Source organism: Atlanticothrix silvestris CENA357 (assembly GCF_016056295.1).
Classification (GTDB): domain Bacteria; phylum Cyanobacteriota; class Cyanobacteriia; order Cyanobacteriales; family Nostocaceae; genus Atlanticothrix; species Atlanticothrix silvestris.
Map to the genome: position 1 here is coordinate 19062 of NZ_JAECZB010000085.1, position 17742 is coordinate 36803.

Sequence of the window (17742 nt, forward strand, 5' to 3'; positions counted from 1 at the left end):
GCTATGTCGGGAATAACTCAACGTTGGAGATGCTGGTGTGGTAGTTTTGTAATGTGCGGGGTGTTAATTGCTTCTTGGCAAGAATATGTTTTTGCTCAAATTACCCCGGATAACACCTTACCTAATAACTCCATTGTTACACCAGATGGCAGCACCCTCAATATCACTGGAGGAACACAAGCAGGAAGTAATTTGTTTCACAGCTTTGGTGAATTTTCTGTACCTACTGGTGGCACTGCTGACTTTAATAATGCTGTAGATATTCAAAATATCATTAGTCGGGTAACGGGCGGATCAATTTCTAATATTGATGGGTTAATTCGTGCTAACGGTACAGCTAATTTGTTTTTGATAAATCCAAATGGAATTATTTTTGGACGTGGGGCGAGACTAAATATTGGTGGTTCATTTGTAGGGACTACAGCTAATGCTATTGGCTTTGGCGATCGCGGTTTTTTCAGTGCTTCAAATCCAGAAAGTTCTCCATCTTTGCTAACGGTCAATCCTTCCGCTTTACTATTTAATCAAATAGAAACCGCATCTATTCAAAATAACTCAGTTGGTTTGCGCGTACCAGATGGCAATAGTTTGATGTTGGTAGGCGGTAATATCAATATGAATGGTGGAGGATTGTTTGCTTTTGGTGGGCGAGTCGAGTTAGGAGGATTGGCAGAACCTGGTGCTGTAACACTAGGTGTAAATGGTGATAATCTTAGCTTGAGATTTCCTGAGAATGTTGCACGAGCTTCGGTATCCCTTACCAATCAAGCTGCAATGTACGTAGAAGGGACTGGTGGCGGTGATATTGTAGTCAATGCCAGGAATCTAGAAATATTGGAAGCAAGTATTTTAAGCGGTGGTATTGGGCAAGGTTTGGGGACACCTGAAACTGTTGCAGGAGATATTACGCTTAATGCTACCGGGGAAATCAAAGTGGCTGGTGGGAGCATAGTTTTTAATGATGTGCGTTTGGGGTCACAAGGCAATGGGGGTAATATTACTACCGATTCTGGTTCATTCTCCTTACGAGATGGCGCTCTAATTGCTGCCTCAACATTTGGACAAGGGAATGCAGGGAATGTAAGAGTAAGTGCAAAAGATGCTGTTTCCCTTGCAGATGCTTCCATCTTCAGCACAGTGGAAGCAGGAGGTGTCGGGAAGAGTGGCAATATCGACATCAATGCTGCAACACTATCACTTACTGATGGCGCTCAACTTGCTACCTCAACATTGGGACAAGGGAATGCAGGGAATGTGAGAGTAAGTGCAAAAGATGCTGTTTCCCTTGCAGATAATGCAAACATCTTCAGCACAGTGGAAGCAGGAGGTGTTGGGAAAGGTGGCAATATTGACATCAATGCTAGTTATTTTTCACTTACCAATGGCGCTCAACTAGTAACTATTACTCGTGGTGCATTTACTACCCAGCCACCAGGACGGGGAGATGCGGGGAATGTCAATATTCATGTTACTGGCGCTGTTGACATTGCTGGACAAAAAAATGGTCTTTTTAGTTCGATTTTCAGCAACATACAACCGGGGACAGTTGGCAAGGGGGGTAACATTACTATAAATTCTGCGTCTTTTTCACTACGAGATGACGCTCAACTTACTACCTCAACATTGGGACAAGGGAATGCAGGGAATGTGAGAGTGAGTGCAAAAGAGGCTGTTTCCCTTGCAGATGCTTCCATCCTCAGCACGGTGGAACCAGGAGGTGTCGGTAAAGGTGGCAATATCGACATCAATGCTGCAACACTATCACTTACTAATGGCGCTCAACTAGTAACTATTACTCGTGGTGCATCTGCTACTCAGCCACCAGGAAAGGGGGATGCAGGGGATATCAATGTTAATGTTACTGGCGCTGTTGAAATTGCTGGGGAGAAAAACGATTTAAGGAGTGCGATTTTCAGCTTCGTGGATACAGGGACAGTTGGCAATGGTGGTAATATTACTATCGATTCTGGTTTATTCTCGTTACGAAATGGAGCTAGACTTTCTACCTCAACTTCTAGACAAGGGAATGCAGGAAATGTGAGAGTAAGTACAAAAAATGCTGTTTTCCTTGCAGATGCTTCCATCCTCAGCACGGTGCAAGCAGGAGGTGTCGGGAAGGGTGGCAATATTGACATCAATGCTGCAACGCTATCACTTACTGATGGCGCTCAAATGGCAACCATTACTCGTGGTGCATTTGCTACTCAGCCACCAGGGCGGGGGGATGCGGGGAATGTCAATGTTAATGTTACTGGTGCTGTCGATATTGCTGGGGATAAAAATGGTATTGTTAGTGCGATTGCCAGCTTCGTGGATACAGGGACAGTTGGCAATGGTGGTAATATTACTATCGATTCTGGTTCATTCTCGTTACGAAATGGCGCTAGACTTTCTGCCGAGACCCTTGGACAAGGCAATGCAGGCACAATCAAAGTTGATGCGGCTGATTTTGTCACCATTTCTGGTAACAGTTTAAACTTTAGCAGTGGCTTGTTCGTTTTCTCTGAAAGTATGACGGGTAATGCTGGAGATATTATCGTCACATCACCTAGAGTTACCTTAGACAACGGTGGCAGACTCAACGCCGAATCTGCATCAGGTAAGGGTGGCAATATCAACTTACAAACTGATTTACTCCCTCTCCGTCGTGGCGCTCAAATCTCTACTACCGCAGGCAGGGCACAGCAGGGTGGAGATGGTGGCAACATCGTCATCACCGCCACTAATGGCTTCATTATCGCTGTACCTGCTGAAAATAGCGACATCACTGCCAATGCTTTTACAGGCACAGGTGGGAAAGTGGATATCGAAGCCTTTGGCATTTATGGTATTCAGTTCCGTGAAAGTCCAACTTTGTTCAGTGACATTACTGCTAGTTCAGAATTTGGTACACAAGGCACTGTGGAACTAAACACATCTGAAATTGACCCTAACAGTGGCTTAGTTGAATTGCCAACAATACCAGTTGATACTGAAGTAGCCCAAGGCTGCTATAGTCCAGGTTATGCTCAAAGCAAGTTTACGATCGCCGGACGCGGCGGTTTACCAGCTAACCCAACAGACATTCTCACTCCTGATGCAACCCAAATAGATTGGGTGTCTCTCAAACCCAGCAATAACAACCGTTCCCTACCACCTATTACTACTAAACCAACTATCTCCACTCCCGAACGTATTGTTGAAGCCACAGGTGCAACGCTAAACGCCAAAGGGCAAATAGTCCTCACTGCTAATTCATCCACCGCTAATCCTCCCACTTCCAGACAGAATCCAATTCAATGTCATGGTAGCTAAAGTTAGAGTTACATGAAACTTTTAAAGCATTTTTTAATAGCATTGTTGACTGTATTACTGTGCATATCTTTACCGCATTTTTTTGAGTCATCTAATTATTTAACGGCGGCGTTTGCAACCTCAAACCCTTCTGATGTGACCGTCGTTACGGATAGCCCAAAATCTACAACCCTATCGTTTCCTGTTTTAGCAACAACGTCTACTGCCAACCAAACTGAGACTTATAGCCTAGTGCAAAAAAGTCAAGCACTTTACGAAGCGGGACAGTTGATGGAGGCGGTACAACTTTTAAAAAAAGCAGCTAATGAATTTAAAGCTAATAATGATGTGTTGAACGAAGCTATAACTTTGAGCAATCTTTCTTTAGTCTACCAACAACTAGGACAATGGCAAGAGGCAATTGAAGCGATTGCACAAAGTATTAAACTATTACAAACTCTCAAAAATTCCGATTCTTCCCAACAGCAATCGCAAATCTTTGCCCAAGCTTTAGATGTTAAAGGAGGTCTAGAATTAGCACAGGGGCAAACTGAAGCTGCCTTGAGTACTTGGCAAGAAGCAGCTAAAATTTATCAACAATTAAATGATACATTGGCATTAATTCGCAATCGGATTAATCAAGCTCAAGCAATGCAAGCTTTGGGAAATTATCTGCAAGCACATAAAACATTAATCTCGGTACAAAGAATTCTCCAAAAACAACCAGATTCTTCTCTTAAAGCCACAGGATTGCACAGCTTAGGGAATGTGCTGCGAAGTTTGGGTTATTTAAACGATTCACACAAAATTTTAGAAGAAAGTTCTTCTGTGGCTAAGCGAGTGGGAGATGCGATCGCTCAAAGTAATGCTTTACTGAGTTTAGGTAACACAGCCCGCGCTCAAACATACGCTCAAGTTAGTTTAGGTAACTCAAACAGCGCCGATAATTACACTAAAACAGCAATTCAATACTATCAACAGGCGGTGCAAATTGCATCCGCAACACCTACTGTGCGCCTCCAGGCTCAACTAAATCTATTAAGACTATTAGTAGAACAAAAAGAATTTAGCACAGCAAAAGCATTATTATCCCAAATTCAATCTCAGATAAACAATTTGCCTCCAAGTCGGACGGCTGTTAACTACCGGATTAACTTTGCCCAAAGTCTGAGCAAAATCATCCAGAACGAAGTTCAGCCAAAAGATGTTGCTAAAATGCTAGCCCAAGCTGTAGAAGTGGCTAAGAATTTAAAAGATGAACGAAGCGAATCTTATGCACTTGGTACTCTTGGCCAACTTTACGAACAAAGCGGACAGTTATCTGATGCCAAAGGACTTACGCAGCAAGCCTTGGTGAAAGCTGAGTCTATTAATGCTCAAGACATTGCTTATCAATGGCATTGGCAGATGGGACGGATACTTCAAAAGCAATCTCATATCCCAGCAGCAACAGCAGCTTATAATCGAGCTTATAATGCCCTTAAATCCCTTCGTAACGATTTAGTTGCAATTAATCCTGACGTACAATTTTCTTTCCGCGAGAGCATAGAACCAGTATATCGACAGTACGTTGATTTATTGTTGCAATTGGAGGAAAATACAAATCAAAAGTCAGACAATCTTCTGCAAGCCCGCCAGGTAATTGAATCTCTTCAGTTAGCAGAATTAGATAACTTTTTTCGTTCGCCTTGTTTGCTACCAAGAGTTGACCTCGATAAATTAGTTGAAAAGGAAAAATCCACGGTTGTTATCTATCCAATTATTTTAGATAAACGACTAGAAATCATTACTAGATTGCCAGGGCAAGATACAATTTATCGTAATACTACTAAAATATCTAAAAATATCTTAGAAAACACTGTAGAACAACTACAGAAAGATTTACCCGTTGCTAGTCGAGAGCCTGATGTTAAGCAATACTCACAACAGTTATATGATTGGTTAATTAAACCCATTGAGGCAAATTTAGCAAACAAAAATATAAATACTTTAGTGTTTGTGCTAGATGGTGCTTTGCGTAATATTCCAATGGCGATTCTCTACGACAAACAACAGCAGAAGTATTTAATAGAAAAGTATGCTATTTCTTTGGCCCCTGGTTTGCAACTTATCGATCCGAAACCTTTACAAAACATCCGACTAAATGTTTTAGTTGCCGGAATTGAGCAAGAACGCTTCATTGAAGGTCAATCCTTTTCTGAACTCTCAAATGTGACCCAGGAATTAAAACAAGTCCAGTCTGAAGTTAAAACAAGTAAAAAACTTTTAAATCAGGATCTCACTGAAATTAATTTGGAAAAGCAAATTCAATCTACTCCGTTTTCAGTGGTGCATCTAGCAACTCACGGGCAATTTAGTTCAGATGTCGAACAAACCTATATTCTCACGTGGGATAACCTACTGAAGGTTAGAGAATTAGATAATTTACTACGAACTAGGGGGGAAAGCCGACCAGAAACAATTGAATTACTCGTCCTTAGTGCCTGTAAAACTGCTACAGGAGACAAACGAGCTGCTTTAGGATTAGCTGGTGTGGCGGTACGGGCGGGCGCACGCAGTACGCTAGCAACTTTGTGGACAATAGATGATGAATCTACTAGCGAGTTTATGGGTGAATTATATCGGCAGTTGGATGCTGGGGTAACTAAAGCCCAAGCTTTGCAACGCGCCCAACTGGCAATTTTAGCTAAAGAAAATCGCCCATATTTTTGGGCACCTTATGTTCTTGTGGGCAATTGGTTGTAATTATCTTACTGAATAACTGCGATCGCCACATCAATTTCTTCGCGTAGAGTCCAACCTCCAAAGCCAACCTTTTCTTGCTATGCCAACGCTATAAAGTTTTCCACCCCAATGGTGCTAGCTTGTATTCCAATAAGTTCTGCTAGTTTTTCTTGTGTATTTGTCACCTGAATTGAAGTGCTAAAACTGCCTTGCGTAATTGTGAGTTTCTCAAATGTTAGATCCTCTAAGATGAAAAAGTCCTCTCCAGGATGATAGTCAAGTATTTTATCTTGTCCGTAAAGCGATCGCAACACAAAGCGATCGGCTCCTTTTTCACCAATAAGGATATCGTTGCCTTTACCGCCATCGAGGACATCATTGCCCTTACCTCCTAATAAAATGTCTTTCCCCTCTCCTCCTACTAAATAATCTTGCCCTCCCCGTCCAATTAGAATATCAGCGCCTTTATTTCCATAAAGATTGTCAGCAGAATCTGTCCCATTGATAAAATCGGTACAGTCAGACCCTATCTTTTCTGAAACGAATGACTCTATAACAGCTCGATCTGCCTGTACAAGTCCTGAACCTTCTTTTATAGAAAGCGCAGTATTTTGGACTTTAGTACGAATCTCTTCAGGAGTAAGATTTCCATCGGCTCGATCTAACATTAGAGCTACTATACCTGCTATGTGAGGAGCAGATGCTGAAGTACCAAAAAATTCAGCAAACGAAGAATCAATTGGGAAATTGGTTGCAACGCCGTCTGGGGCATAGATTTCTGGTTTATTTCTCAGGATGGGATTGGCCAACCTATTGCCGCCAGAATCCAGCAAAATAGGAGACCCGCCCTGGCTTGAATAATCCCTGATTTCCGTAGGGTTTTCGATATTCGTGGCACCAACGGTAATGGATCTGGGTGCATTACTGTGTCCGTAAACTGATCTATTATTGGCATCTTCGTCTATGTACTCATAGTCAATTGTGCGGTCTGCCCCATTAGCGTTACTAACCCATTTAATAAACGTTGGTTTTTCAGATATGTCATCACCAACCTTCGCAACTACAAAGTAAAGTTGTTCACCATTTTCAGGGGCATACCTAAGTCCTTGAAGAGGCACATCTACAGCAGACTCGCTAATCACCCCTGAGATTCCAACAATATTATCTAGGTTCGGCAATTCAGGCGTATTCACTAAAAACTGAACATATTCTGTTTTGATTTCCCCAATCGGATCGTCCCATCCCAAAAGAGGGCTGATTATTGTATTACCCTCTGGGAGATTGATGTTTTGAAAGAAATCTACACCATCGGTGGAATCAAAATCGTGGGCTTGAAATTGAAAACCTTCAAGCTCAAACTCAGCGCCTGGACGAAATACGCTTTCGTATGAAATTCCGCCATTATTCCCAGCCGAAGAGACAACTACTACACCTTGATCAATAGCTGCTTCGATAGCCTTAGCTGCTTTACCGTCTTGCAGAAGAGAAGCAGGAACTATAGCGTCTTCAACGATTATATCGACCCCGGCAGCAACAAGGGTAGAAACTGCTTTGGCAAAAGTTTCTTCATCTGCAAAGAGGCCGTCTTGGTTCTCTTCAACGAAGGTATGAAAAAATAGCTCTGCCCCTGGTGCTATATCGTGAACTATCTGACCTAATGCCCTACCTTCATCTAATAGTGGCTCATCAGTATCTGCGAGGATAGTCACAGGTTGCTGATATCCAAATGGATTCGCTTTTCCAGGCAAATCTCCACTTTTAACATTTTCACTTAATCCAGAAAGCGAATTAAAACTATCCGAGATGATGCCAACTTTAATTCCTTTACCGTCAAGACCAAAAAGCTGACGTGCAATGTCCGCTTTGAGGATCTGATCGCCTTGAGTTGTTACTTTGCCTACCATAAATCTGGATATTCAATGACAACAATCGAGATGCTTTATTTCGTATGAATTGATTAAATCCTCTGAAAGCAAAGCAAGTTTATTTTCAGAGGATTTCGTATTATTTAATGCTTATCTGAAAGGTACTAAACAACACAGTTATGCTCCTAGAACTCAGATTTTATTTGGTCTCTAATCTGAAGTAGATAAAGAAGCCGCCCAAGCTAACACTCTACTACCTGTTCTAATCAAAGTAATATCGTATGCAACACGAGCAGCAATAGGATTTTTAGTAGCATACAATGTAGCTGCGTATCCTCCTCTAACAATATTGATGTCCTCGCAGCTTAATTCAGATAGCGAGCAAGCATTATCTAAATCTAGTACTTTAATGTGTGCCATTGTTTTCTTTGTCCTTAATAGAGTTGTTTGTTGAGATTAACTTTTACTTATTAACCTCAACTCAAAGATATGATTTTTTATAAACAATTTCAAGAATTAAAAACTTCTTTTTTATGCATAAATAAGAGTGTTTTGTTTCTAAAGTAAAGCATCGTTTTCTGCATTGTCAGTTACAAACAAAAAACTCTACCTGCATCATTAGTAAATGCAGGTAAAGTCTCTATTTATTGACTAATTAACAAAATCTATTTACACGGATTGATTAATCCACCGAAACTAAATCAAGTTCAGCTCAGGAATTTTATATCATCTAATACCTATCTGAAAGGCACTAAACAGCACAGTTATGATACTAACACTCAGATTTTATTTGGTCTTTAATCTGTAGTAGATAAAGAAGCCGCCCTAGCTAACTGTTTATCACCTGTTGTCATCAAAGTATATGCGTATGCAGCATAAGCAAACCCGGCATTTCTAGTAGCTGTAAATACAGCTATGTATCCTCCTCTAACAATATTTATGTCCTCGGAGCTTAATTCAGATAGTGAGCAAGCATTATCTAAATTTAGTACTTTGATCTGTGTCATTGTTTTCTTTCTTCTTAATAGAATTGTTTGGTTGAGGTTCTAAAGTTAGTTTGTACAATTTTTAAGTCTTTGACTTAATAGTGAGTGCAAGTCATTTGCGGACAGACTAACTCTACTGACATTTAAAACTGTTGATGTCAGTAAAGTTAGTTTTTATTAGCTAGCTATTATCTTGGATTAGACAAAGAACCAACTCCCCAACCTATGGGATTACTAGCTAATAATGCCGCTCCTGCAACAGTGCCAAGTCCAGTTATAAGACCAGCTCCAACCGATCCCCCCAAGGATGCGCCAGTTACAGCCGCAGCTCCTCCACCAGTAACAGCCCCAATACCAAATAAAGCAGCACCTCCACTGATATTGTTTACATCATCATTAGTTAAATCGCTGATGGAACTTTGAGAATTTAGATCAGAAATATTAATGTTAGCCATTATTTTCCTTTGAGATTGAGCTATTGAAAATATGATTAGCTGCGTCGTGCTTAATCACATTTCCATATTCTGAGATTAAATGGTTTATTTCAAGGGTTAAAATCTCATTGTTTATGCATAACTCAAAGAATTATGTTTTCATCTTTAAAACTTCCATTTTAAGCAAACATGGGAATCTAATCTGCTAATTTCAAGTGCAGTGACACGTTATCAATAATTGGAATCATGTAATTTTAAACTAAGGTTATATCTGTAGTCTTAGATTGTGCTGCTTTTACCTTGTGACAACACCAAAGCGTAAAAAGCCATATTTCTAATCTTTCACGCGATTCTTGTAAAGCTTTGTAACGAGATGTGGAATACCCGGAGTTTTGATTCAGAGAAGTAACAGAGGTTCTCAGGAAATATCCAGATTAATTTCTATCTGGGCATTGCAAGTTATACCAGGAGGAATTGCTGTGGACAAGCAAGGTCTATACTTAACAACTTTTCAGCGTAAGCTTTTGCTCAAGAGTCTAGAAACAGATTTACGTCCAGAATACCGCCGTCGTATTGAAATTATGCTGCTTGCAGATGCAGGCCAATCTCAAACTCAAATTTGCGAAGCGTTAGGATGCTCTCAGGAGACAGCACGGCACTGGATGACGATCGCCCAAACAGGTCAAGCTCACCACTGGAGCGATCGCCCGATGGGTCGTCCCAAAGCTGTGAATGAGCAATATCTGGCTCGTTTACAAGAACTGGCAAGCCATAGTCCGCGTGAGTATGGCTATTCATTTGAACGCTGGACAGGACAATGGTTAAGTAAGCATCTGACAAAAGAGATGGGAATTAAAGTTAGTGCTTGCCACATTAACCGCTTGCTCAAGGAAATGGGACTTTCGACTCGAAAAACAGGCAAAACTGCCCAGAAAGAAACTGATACAAAAAATTCTCGGATTACTATTAGCAACCTGTCACCAAATCCAGAGCCTGATTTTCGCTGGTCATTGAATTTCGCTAAAACCAGTAACTAATTCTGCCGTTAAACTTGCAACAAATCATGGTTCAGAACAAAACAGAATTTTCCACTCAACAGCTTGCCCAAACTCTGGGTCAGACTCTTTCAGAACAGGAATTTTCAGACTGCATCAAACAAATTGAAATTCTCCAACCGGGTGCAGGTAAACTGTTCTGGCAAACAGCAGACGCAAGTGTTGGCATTTATATAATTCTGGCAGGTAAAGTCAGATTGCTCGATAGCACCGATAATTTAATCGCCTCCCTGAGTACAGGAACATCATTCGGTGAACTAACGCTATTTCCAGAAGAACAATTTCAACCTTACGCTGCTAGGGCTTCGGTAAATCTCAAAGTTGGTTATATTCCAGGAAATTATTTGCGATCGCTTATCCGCAAATATCCTTCTATTGGGCAGCATCTTCACCATCAAGCATTACTTTGGGATTTACTGCTGTTATGTCGCCAGAATGCAGCGCTGAATAATGCTACTTACGAAGGCGTAATGCAAATACAACCTCTTCTAGAGCAGCATAATCTTCAAATTAACAAACTTCCATCTTCTTTACTCAAAGACCAGCAACTCTGGATATTGCGTCGCGGCGAACTACTGCATACATCAAGACTCAAACTCACTGCGGGTAATATTTACACTTTATCTCAGTTACCTAAAGAGCGTGGTTGGCAGGTAACTCAACCAACACAACTCTACAGCCTCAGCCGTTCGCATTGGGAAACTGCATTACAATATTTACCACAACTGGCTGAACTCGATGCTACCCCATCAGCTAACAACCATTCAGTTGCAGCATCTGAGCCTGTTATATTTCCCCAATTTACTGTTGAGCCAGAAAACCAATTCAAGAAAAAAATTAATCAAGCCTACTTCCCTAGCCCAACTGTAAAAATCGGTCATTTATGGCAACGCATCACTCGAAGCTATCCTTTCTTTGAGCAACAAAGTGCGTCTGACTGCGGTGCGGCTTGCTTAGTCATGCTTGGTCGCTACTGGGGTAAACATTTTAGCGTCAATCGACTACGGGACATTGCCAACGTTGATCGTAATGGTTCATCGCTGCGAGGTTTAGCGGCAGCAGCAGAAAGCATCGGCTTTTCAACTCGACCTGTAAAAGCCAGCCTTGATAAACTTGCCCAGCAAAGCTTACCTGCTATCGTGCATTGGGAAGGCAAACATTATATTGTCGTCTACGAAATCACAGGCGATCGCGTTATTGTGGGAGATCCTGCTATTGGTCAGCGCACCCTCACTCATACGGAATTTAAAAAAGGTTGGACTGGCTATGCTTTATTACTTCAACCCACAGCCTTACTCAGAGAAACAAAAGAATCTAGCACTCCTTTCTGGCAGTTTTTTGAGTTAACTAAACCTCACTGGCTGGTTTTATTGGAAGTTTTCATTGCTTCCATCCTAATTCAAATTTTTGGTCTAATCACACCCTTATTTACACAATTATTGTTAGACCGAGTAGTTGTGCAACGCAGTGAACTGACATTAACGGCTGTAGGTATAGGCTTAATCATTTTTAGCCTTTTTCGAGTTGCCATCACTGGACTACGACAATACCTTTTAGACCATACAGCTAACCGAGTAGATTTAGCCTTGATTGTCGGTTTTATTACCCATACTTTCCGCTTACCTTTGAAATATTTTGAGTCTCGCTACGTTGGCGATATTATTTCTCGTGTGCAGGAAAACCGCAAAATTCAACGTTTTTTAACTGGCGAAGCATTATCTATATTTCTCGATTTACTAACAGTATTCGTCTATGTAGGATTGATGTTTTGGTATAGCTGGAAGATGGCATTAATGACCTTAGTAATTGTGCCGCCATTCGTATTATTGGCGCTGATTGCTACACCTTTTTTACAACGTGTTTCCCGCGAGATTTTTGGCGCACATAACGAGGAAACTGGGTATTTAATTCAATCTCTCACTGGTATCCGCACAATTAAATCGATGGCAGTTGAGCAAACAGTACGCTGGCAATGGGAAGAACTTTTTGGGAAGTCAGTGAAAAAGAATTTTTCCGGGCAAATAATTGGCAACACACTGCAAATATTTAGCTCTGGGATTGAAGCTGTAGTCACGGCAGCATTACTGTGGTTTGGGGCATGGCAAGTGATTCAAAATGAACTCACCATTGGGCAACTGATTGCTTTTAATATGTTGCTAGGTAATGTGATTAATCCCTTCCAAAGGCTGATTTTACTGTGGAATGAGTTGCAAGAAGTACTAATTGCTGTTGAACGAATTAATGACGTGATTGATGCTGAACCAGAAGAAGATTTACAACATCAGTCTCATCAATATTTACCAGCAATTCGTGGTTACATTCGCTTTGATAAAGTTACTTTCCGCTATCATTCAGAAAGCGATATAAACACCTTAGAAAACATCAGTTTTGAAGTCCAACCGGGACAGACGATCGCACTTGTCGGGCGCAGTGGTTCGGGAAAGACAACGATATCTAAGCTGATATTAGGGCTGTATCCGCCCACAGAAGGGAAGATTTTGATTGATGGCTATGATATCACCAGTTTGTCGCTGCGATCGCTCCGCCAGCAAATTGGTGTTGTTGACCAAGATACCTTTCTGTTTGGCAGTACAATTCGGGAAAATATTAGTTTAGGTCATCCTGAAGCCTCTTTAGAAGAAGTCATAAAAGCCGCTGAACAAGCTGGCGCACATCAATTTATTAAAGAATTACCGATGGGCTACGAAACCCTGATCGGTGAGGGAGGAGGAACACTATCGGGTGGACAAAGACAACGATTAGCGATCGCTCGCGCCCTTGTGGGAAATCCTCGACTACTGATTTTAGATGAAGCTACCAGTAGCCTTGATGCTGAATCTGAACGCATCATCCAGACTAACCTCAACACAATTCTCCAAGATAGAACAACAGTAGTAATTGCACATCGTCTATCAACAGTACGCAATGCTGACAAAATTTTGGTACTCGATAAAGGCTTGTTAGTTGAAAGTGGCACTCACGAGGAATTAATGGCTAAACGCGGCCATTATTTTTACCTCAATCAACAACAACTGACTGTAGCAATTTAAATTAATAATTAGAGAAATAACCATGACAAACGAATTTATTCCACAAGAACAATTTAGCCAGAATGGTCACTACCATAATAATCAACTGGATTTAAAACCCCAGGCAAAATCTTTTACATCTATCAATGAAGATTGGTCATCTTTAACTAAAGAAATAATTGATACGTTACCACGAGTTTGGACACGCGGATTGCTGTATTGGTTATTAATATTTGCTGTGATCATTTTACCTTGGGCAATGCTATCTAAAGTAGATGAAACAGGTAGTGCTAGAGGACGACTTGAACCTCAAGGCAAAACTTTGAGATTAGATGCGCCTGTTACGGGAAAAGTTATAGGCATCAATGTTAAAGAAGGACAGATTGTCAAAGCTGGACAAATTTTGCTGGAGTTGGAATCAGATTTAACTCGCACTGAACTACAACAAGCTCAGTCCAAGCTTGAAGGTCAACAAAATCAAATAAATCAGCTTCAGTTACTAAAAAACCAACTCACAATGTCTTTGCGTACTCAAAAATTACAAAATCAAGCTCAAGAGTCTGAACAACTTGCTCAACTTGACCAAATTCAGCAACGGCTTAATTCCAGCAGACAATTATATATGCTAGAAAAAGGTCGCTTGGAATTAGCTAATAATGAAATAAAACGTTATCGATATCTTTGGCAAAAAGGCGCTATTTCTAAAAGTAAATTAGAAGAAGTAGAAGCCGCTATGTTTGAACGTCAAAGACTTCTAGAACAAGCTCAATCAGATATTCAACAAGCTACTACTGAAATTACTAAACAACAAAGTACTAATCAACGTATCAGCCGTACAGGTGAACTTGCACTTTTAGATGGACAAAAACAAATTCAAGAACTTCAATCTCAAGTTGTTGATTTACTCTCACAAATTGATCAAACTAAAAAACAAATACAGTCTTTGCAATTTCAACTACAACAGCAAACTCTTCGCACTCCCATTGATGGCACAATCTTTCAGTTATCTATAAATAATGCTGGAGCAGTTGTACAACCGGGACAAATGCTTACACAAATTGCACCTCAGGGAGTACCTTTAATATTTAGAGCCGAAATGCCCAGTCAAGAAAGTGGTTTTTTACGTGTAGGAATGCCTGTAAAACTAAAATTTGATGCTTATCCTTTTCAAGATTATGGAGTAATAGAAGGCAAACTCCGCTGGATTTCGCCAGATTCTAAAGTTGTCGAAACTGCCCAAGGCAAAGTTGAAAATTTTGAACTAGAAATTGAATTACCAAAAACTTATATTGAAACTAGAAATAAACGGATTTTATTAACCCCAGGTCAAACAGCGACTGCTGAGGTAATTATTCGAGAGCGTCGTATTGTTGACTTCGTATTAGATCCATTTAAAAAATTGCAAGAAGGTGGCTTAGAGCTTTAATCTTTTTAGTTGTATTAATCAGGAGTCGGTTTATGTCAGAAGTTTTGTTTATCTCTCAAAATGACATCATTCACGAAATCAAACTTTCTTACCAAATTCCTGCTATTGTTGATGGCATTATCAGTCGCAAAATTATTAGAGGCACAGCACAAGGGGCAGGTATAAAAGTTGAAACAGAGGAACTTCAAGCAGCAGCAGATAGCTTGCGGATGATCAATAAGCTTGAAAACGCTGAAAATACTTGGTTTTGGCTACAGAAACACAATCTTTCTTTAGATGATTTTGAAGAGTTAGTTTATTACAATGTTCTTTCCTCAAAGTTAGCAGAACATTTATTTGTTAACAAAGTTGAAAAATTCTTTGTTGAAAATCAATTGGATTATACCCAAGTTGTCATGTATGAGGTTGTTTTCGATGATTTGGATTTGGCAATGGAATTATTTTATGCAATTCAAGAAGGTGAAATTAGTTTTTTTGAAATTGCACATCAATATATCCAAAATGATGAAATACGCCGATGTGGAGGATATAAGGGAATAATGAATCGTATAAATTTAAAACCAGAAGTATCAACATCTGTGTTTGCAGCAGCTCCACCCCAGCTTCTTAAACCAATTGTTACATCTAAAGGAGTACATTTAATTAATGTTGAAGAGATTATTCCACCCCAATTAGATGAAAATTTACATTTTAAAATTATTTCTCATCTCTTCTCAGAATGGCTAAAACAGCAATTTGAGCAAATTCAATTTGAATTAGAGGATGTTAATTAAATTTAATTAATGAACTAAGAAACATAAAGAAATTAGTAGCAGAGGTTGTCGTGGGCGTTAGTAAATTTTTACTTCAAGTGATCGCCGCAGGAATAAGCAGTACCGTGGCTCTAACCACTATTACTGGTAGTTATTTATTTTGGCAGGCTCAATTAAAACCTGAAGCTACAGAGAAAAATCTGCTAGCTCAAGTAAGTGAGGTTCCTAGAGGAATATTTAGATACGGAGGTTCTACCAGCTTTGCACCCTTAAGAAATCCAGAAATAATAGAACAAATTCATAAATACCACCCAGGATATGAGTTAGTTTATACCGAACCACCATTAGGAAACATGCCTGGCTCTGGCATTGGTATCAAAATGTTGATAGATGGTCAATTAAGTTTTTCTCAATCTTCCAGACCTGTCAAACAAGAGGAATACAAGACAGCAAAGGAGCGAAATTTTCAGTTGGAACAAATACCAGTTGCTATTGATGGTATTGCTATTTACGTCAATCCTAAACTTGATATCCCTGGTGTGACAGTAACCCAAATTAGGGACATTTTTACTGGCAAAATTACTAATTGGAAACAAGTAGGTGGCCCCAACCTTGCTATTACTCCTATAAGCCGTGATCCACACGATGAAGGTACTCCTGAATTTTTTCAAGAAACAGTTTTAGAAGGAACAGCTTTTGCGGCTTCGGCACAACCCTATGTCAGAGATACTACAAATGGAATTAGAAAAGTAGCTAACACTTTAGGAGGAATAGGTTACGCTACTGCTTCAGAAGTCTGCAATCAAAGTCTCATCAAGTCTCTTCCCACTGGCAAGAACATAAATCAGGATTTAGTTTCTCCTTGTAACGCAAAGGAAGTCAATAAAGCTGTGTTTGCCAAAAATATTTACCCAATTACCAGACGACTGTTTGTAGTCATTAAGCGAGATGGCAAATTAGATGAAAAGGCAGGTGTAGCCTATGCCAATATGCTGTTGAGTGATGAAGGTCAACACATAGTCAATCATGTGGGTTTAGTTCCTCTGTATGATCTTTCTTATTCAAGTCCAAACATGCAAGATTAATGATGTTAGATAAGTAACGGTGTTTGTTCAAAACTCAAATAGGAGTCCTATGTTAGCAGTCTCAATATATTTACGGCAGTAGCTACGCTTAAGCAAATTTAAACTTTCTAATCAATTTTCTGCTATCAGTTCTATACTCAAGCGATAATCTGAATAAAATATACCGACTTCACACTCTAATCTCGCAGCAACATGTGCGTTTTAACCGCAAAAACTTTTGATTTTCGCAATAAGCGTGTAAAATTGTGAGAAAATTGACCTCATAATTTATACCAAATTTTAAATTGATAAAAGTCAATTTTATGAAAAACAACCATGTTTTCTTGACCTTAGCCCTATTGATTTGCACTGCTGCGCCTCAAAAAGCTCTAGCAGATGAGGTTTGGAAAACGGAAGAATATAAAGTGGTTTATCAAGAAGATCGCAATAAAACTGCTGTGTGGCGCTATGGTCGCGATGGAGTAATCTTTATTGATGGTTTGGCTGGAGTGGTTAATAACCGAGGTTCATACAACGGCTATTGGGTACAAAAGTCTTCATCGGTACGTTGCGATACCTATAGAGAAGGGGCAGATGGTAAACCTACTTATCATTGGGGCAGATTTAAAGTCACTTTCATTGATCCTAAATTTCCCTCCCGTTGGAAAGCTGATATTAGTCTTTGCGATCGCGATCCTATGATGACTTTAAACGGTACACCTGTTACACAGTAATCACCAGGCTAAAACACCTAGAAAAGAAAAATATATTACTGCATTTTTGCATTAATGCACATTTGCAATGTTGCACTTAGACCTGTCCAGCCGTTAATACTTGGGTAGCGGTCAAATCCAGCACAGGAAAAATCACTGATTTGATTGGCTCTGTCCCCTGAAACACAGATTCTTCATATAGTCCATCTACAAGAATTAGCAGGGTTATTCGGGCTTTGTAAGCATCAATAATCCAGTATTCAGGGATACCCCGTGCTGCATATTCAGAACGCTTGTAGCGGTAGTCTCTATCCTCATTCACCTTTCCTGGGGACACAACCTCAACGACCATTGCTGGGGAAGGCATATCTGGGGTGATGGTTGCGCGTCTGCCGGCGATCGCCTCGAACAACTCTTGTGT

Annotated in this window: 13 protein-coding genes; 8 read left to right on the top strand and 5 right to left on the bottom strand. The window is 40.2% G+C overall.

Annotation, left to right across the window (positions count from 1 at the left end; all coding sequences use genetic code 11):
• Positions 1 to 3 precede the first annotated feature (3 nt).
• Entirely contained in the window at positions 4 to 3294 is a 3291-nt protein-coding gene (locus I8751_RS21670) for a two-partner secretion domain-containing protein (RefSeq protein WP_225894319.1), read from the top strand.
• 12 nt (positions 3295 to 3306) lie between these two features.
• Entirely contained in the window at positions 3307 to 6018 is a 2712-nt protein-coding gene (locus tag I8751_RS21675; protein ID WP_214441163.1) for a CHAT domain-containing protein, read from the top strand.
• A gap of 77 nt (positions 6019 to 6095) precedes the next feature.
• Here I8751_RS21675 and I8751_RS21680 read toward each other — a convergent pair whose 3' ends face one another.
• The 4 genes from I8751_RS21680 to I8751_RS21695 form a co-directional block, all read right to left on the bottom strand.
• A complete protein-coding gene (locus I8751_RS21680; protein WP_214441164.1) occupies positions 6096 to 7901 on the bottom strand; it encodes a S8 family serine peptidase in 1806 nt (601 codons plus the stop codon).
• A gap of 171 nt (positions 7902 to 8072) precedes the next feature.
• Positions 8073 to 8282, bottom strand: coding sequence for a hypothetical protein (locus I8751_RS21685; RefSeq protein WP_214441165.1), 210 nt, complete (start codon positions 8280 to 8282; stop codon positions 8073 to 8075).
• 377 nt (positions 8283 to 8659) lie between these two features.
• Positions 8660 to 8869 carry a hypothetical protein gene (locus tag I8751_RS21690; protein WP_214441166.1) on the bottom strand — a complete coding sequence of 70 codons (210 nt, stop codon included), beginning with the start codon at positions 8867 to 8869 and terminating at the stop codon, positions 8660 to 8662.
• Positions 8870 to 9036: 167 nt separating this feature from the next.
• Positions 9037 to 9303: a hypothetical protein gene (locus tag I8751_RS21695; RefSeq protein WP_214441167.1), complete on the bottom strand. Its 267-nt coding sequence runs from the start codon at positions 9301 to 9303 to the stop codon at positions 9037 to 9039.
• A 416-nt stretch (positions 9304 to 9719) separates the two neighbouring features.
• On the opposite strand from I8751_RS21695, the gene I8751_RS21700 reads away from it, so the two are divergent.
• The 6 genes from I8751_RS21700 to I8751_RS21725 all read left to right on the top strand — a co-directional run bounded on the left by I8751_RS21700 (position 9720) and on the right by I8751_RS21725 (position 17342).
• Entirely contained in the window at positions 9720 to 10319 is a 600-nt protein-coding gene (locus I8751_RS21700; RefSeq protein ID WP_214441176.1) for a helix-turn-helix domain-containing protein, read from the top strand.
• Positions 10320 to 10345: 26 nt separating this feature from the next.
• Positions 10346 to 13387, top strand: coding sequence for a peptidase domain-containing ABC transporter (locus I8751_RS21705; protein WP_214441168.1), 3042 nt, complete (start codon positions 10346 to 10348; stop codon positions 13385 to 13387).
• Positions 13388 to 13409: 22 nt separating this feature from the next.
• Positions 13410 to 14792 carry an HlyD family efflux transporter periplasmic adaptor subunit gene (locus I8751_RS21710; RefSeq protein ID WP_214441169.1) on the top strand — a complete coding sequence of 461 codons (1383 nt, stop codon included), beginning with the start codon at positions 13410 to 13412 and terminating at the stop codon, positions 14790 to 14792.
• A 32-nt stretch (positions 14793 to 14824) separates the two neighbouring features.
• Complete coding sequence (locus I8751_RS21715) at positions 14825 to 15565, top strand: peptidylprolyl isomerase (protein WP_214441170.1); 741 nt, start codon at positions 14825 to 14827, stop codon at positions 15563 to 15565.
• Between the two features lie 50 nt (positions 15566 to 15615).
• Complete coding sequence (locus tag I8751_RS21720; RefSeq protein WP_318780355.1) at positions 15616 to 16629, top strand: phosphate ABC transporter substrate-binding protein; 1014 nt, start codon at positions 15616 to 15618, stop codon at positions 16627 to 16629.
• Between the two features lie 302 nt (positions 16630 to 16931).
• Entirely contained in the window at positions 16932 to 17342 is a 411-nt protein-coding gene (locus I8751_RS21725; RefSeq protein WP_214441171.1) for a hypothetical protein, read from the top strand.
• Positions 17343 to 17418: 76 nt separating this feature from the next.
• Here the strand turns inward: I8751_RS21725 and I8751_RS21730 are convergent.
• A partial coding sequence (locus tag I8751_RS21730; protein WP_214441172.1) for a Uma2 family endonuclease occupies positions 17419 to 17742 on the bottom strand: 324 nt, incomplete at its 5' end.